2 protein-coding genes are annotated in these 2,762 nt (G+C 43.6%); both read left to right on the plus strand.

The window, feature by feature from the left end:
* The first annotated feature begins 389 nt into the window (after window positions 1-389).
* Entirely contained in the window at window positions 390-1,394 is a 1,005-nt protein-coding gene (locus AACP44_RS08930; protein ID WP_339340179.1) for an NAD-dependent epimerase, read from the plus strand.
* A gap of 61 nt (window positions 1,395-1,455) precedes the next feature.
* On the plus strand, window positions 1,456-2,762 hold a 1,307-nt coding region (locus AACP44_RS08935), incomplete at its 3' end, for a UDP-glucose/GDP-mannose dehydrogenase family protein (RefSeq protein WP_339340180.1).

Below are 2,762 nucleotides of genomic sequence, written 5' to 3' on the forward strand. Positions count from 1 at the left end.
TCGCTCAGACAGGGCGCTATACCGAGCCAAAAAAGAAGGGCGAAATCGGTGTATTCTGGCAAAGCTCCCCACAAATAATTAAAGCTTTTGGGATTCACGCCACGTCAGGTAAGTAATTGGCAATATTTACTATTCACTTTCTAATCATCGTCTATGGTATTGGTCAGCATAGGTTTTCAAACTAGCTTTGAATTTCCATGCTGTTGAAAAATCGAATGAAAATAGCCGCATAATAGTTACCAGCTAGTTAGTGGCCCGTTAGTTAATAGCGATTAATTTTTGATTTATTAGGCTAAAAAACGGGTAACCTCAGGGTGTAGAATCTGGAGTTAAGATACTAATCGCTTGTAAGTTTTATTTACTATGGCTAATGGCTGGAAGACAGACAAATGAAAATTTTAATAACAGGTGTAGCTGGTTTTATTGGCTCCGCAGTAGCTGAGCGATTGCTACAGCGTGGTGATGAGATTATTGGGATTGATAGCCTTAATGAGTACTATGAGGTTTCTCTCAAGCTCGATAGATTAGAAGCACTAAAGCCCTTTGAAAATTTTACTTTTTCCAAAATAGATCTTGCTGACAGAGGGGCGATGGAGAGCTTATTTGAGAGTGGGATGTTCGAGCGAGTTATTCATTTGGGTGCTCAAGCGGGAGTCCGTTACTCTATCGATAACCCTCACGCCTATATTGACAGCAATATTGTTGGGACTATGAATATCCTTGAAGGCTGTCGCCATCATGGAGTCAAGCATCTTGTTTATGCCTCGTCTAGTTCCGTTTATGGCGCGAATGAGACGTTACCTTTTTCTGTGCATGATAACGTTGACCACCCCGTTTCGTTATATGCCGCGACAAAAAAATCCAATGAATTAATGGCGCATACCTATAGTCATTTGTACGGGCTGCCAACCACTGGCTTACGTTTTTTTACGGTTTATGGTCCGTGGGGGCGCCCAGATATGGCGCCGATAAAATTCGCAAAAGCGATTTGCGAAAATAAACCTATTGACGTTTATAATTTGGGCAAGCATAGGCGGGATTTTACCTATATCGATGATATTGTCACTGGGACTATCTTGGCGATGGACAATTTAGCTAGTTCCAATGCGCAATGGAGCGGCCTCAACCCTGATCCGGCTAGTAGTCAGGCGCCTTGGAAAGTTTACAATATTGGTAATAGTGAGCCGGTTGAATTAATGCGATTTATATCAACATTGGAAAAATATTTGGGCAAAGAAGCTAAAAAAAATATGCTACCAATGCAGCCGGGAGATGTTGAGGCGACTTTTGCAGATGTAAGCGCCTTACAGCGTGATACCGGTTACAGCCCTTCTGTATCAATCGATGAGGGTGTGAAGCGTTTTGTTGAGTGGTTTAAGGAATACTATAAATAGTATTGGGAAAACATAGAATAAAAAATATTTAATGCGATTTTCTATAACAATAGGTTAAGCAATGAAAGTAGTAATGATTGGTGCGGGCTATGTAGGACTTGTTTCGGGCTCATGTTTTGCCGAGTTTGGCGTCAATGTGACATGCGTAGACCTTGACCAAAACAGGATTGATAGTTTATCTGCTGGTGAAATTCCAATTTATGAGCCAGGTTTGGATGAGCTGGTTTTAAAAAATGTTAAGGCAGGGCGTTTGAGCTTTACTACAGACCTTGCCTCATCCGTTAGTCATGCGGATCTGATATTTATAGCGGTGGGCACCCCTAGCCGTCGTGGCGATGGTCATGCTGATTTAAGTTATGTTTATGCCGCGGCGAAAGATATTGCTGTGAATTTAAGTGGTTACACAGTTATTGTTGATAAATCCACAGTGCCAGTAGGCACCGCTCGACAGGTACAACGTATTATCTCTGACAACAACCCCACTGCTGATTTTGATGTTGCATCCAATCCTGAGTTTTTGCGTGAGGGTGCCGCTATCAGTGATTTTATGCGCCCTGATAGGGTAGTTATTGGTGTCGAGAGCGAAAAGGCTGAAACCCTGCTGCGAGAATTATATCGACCATTAAATTTAATAAAGGCGCCTATACAAGTAACAAATTTAGAGAGTGCCGAATTGATCAAATATGCGGCCAATGCATTTTTAGCCACAAAGATTAGTTTTATCAATGAAGTCTCCCAGCTTTGCGAGGTGATTGGGGCAGATGTTCAGGCCGTAGCCGAGGGTATGGGGCTCGATGGTCGTATAGGTAAAAAGTTCCTTCATGCTGGTCCAGGCTATGGCGGATCATGTTTTCCCAAGGACACCCTCGCTCTGGTGCGTATAGCTCAGGAGGCCGGAGTCAGCAGTCGTATCGTTGAATCGGTAGTTGAGGTCAATGCTGCTCAAAAAGCCATGATGGTTAAAAAAATCAGGCAGGCTGTTGGTGGCTCGGAGTCCGGCAAAACAATCGCTGTCTTAGGGCTGACGTTTAAGCCCGAAACTGATGATATGCGTGATGCCCCAGCATTATCTATTTTGCCCCCATTGCTGGATAAAGGTGCCGTAATTCATGCCCATGACCCCCAAGGTATGGACGAAGCTAGGCCGCTACTGCCTAATTCAATTAGTTACTTTGACGATGTATATGAGGCCGTTAAAGGAGTTGATGCTGTAGTGCTTATGACCGAATGGAATGCCTTCAGAGGCCTACAGCTTCAGCGGTTATTAGACCTTATGGCCGGCAATATATTTGTCGATTTGCGAAATGTGTATGAACCAGAGCAAATGGCCTCTGCGGGCTTTGACTACCACTGTGTAGGTCGAGTTAA

Origin of the sequence: uncultured Oceanicoccus sp. (assembly GCF_963968385.1) — a bacterium.
GTDB lineage: Bacteria > Pseudomonadota > Gammaproteobacteria > Pseudomonadales > Dasaniaceae > Oceanicoccus.

Excerpts from the sequence above, each read along its gene's own strand:
- AACP44_RS08930 (WP_339340179.1), top strand. The coding sequence starts at position 390 with ATGAAAATTTTAATAACAGGTGTAGCTGGTTTTATTGGCTCCGCAGTA.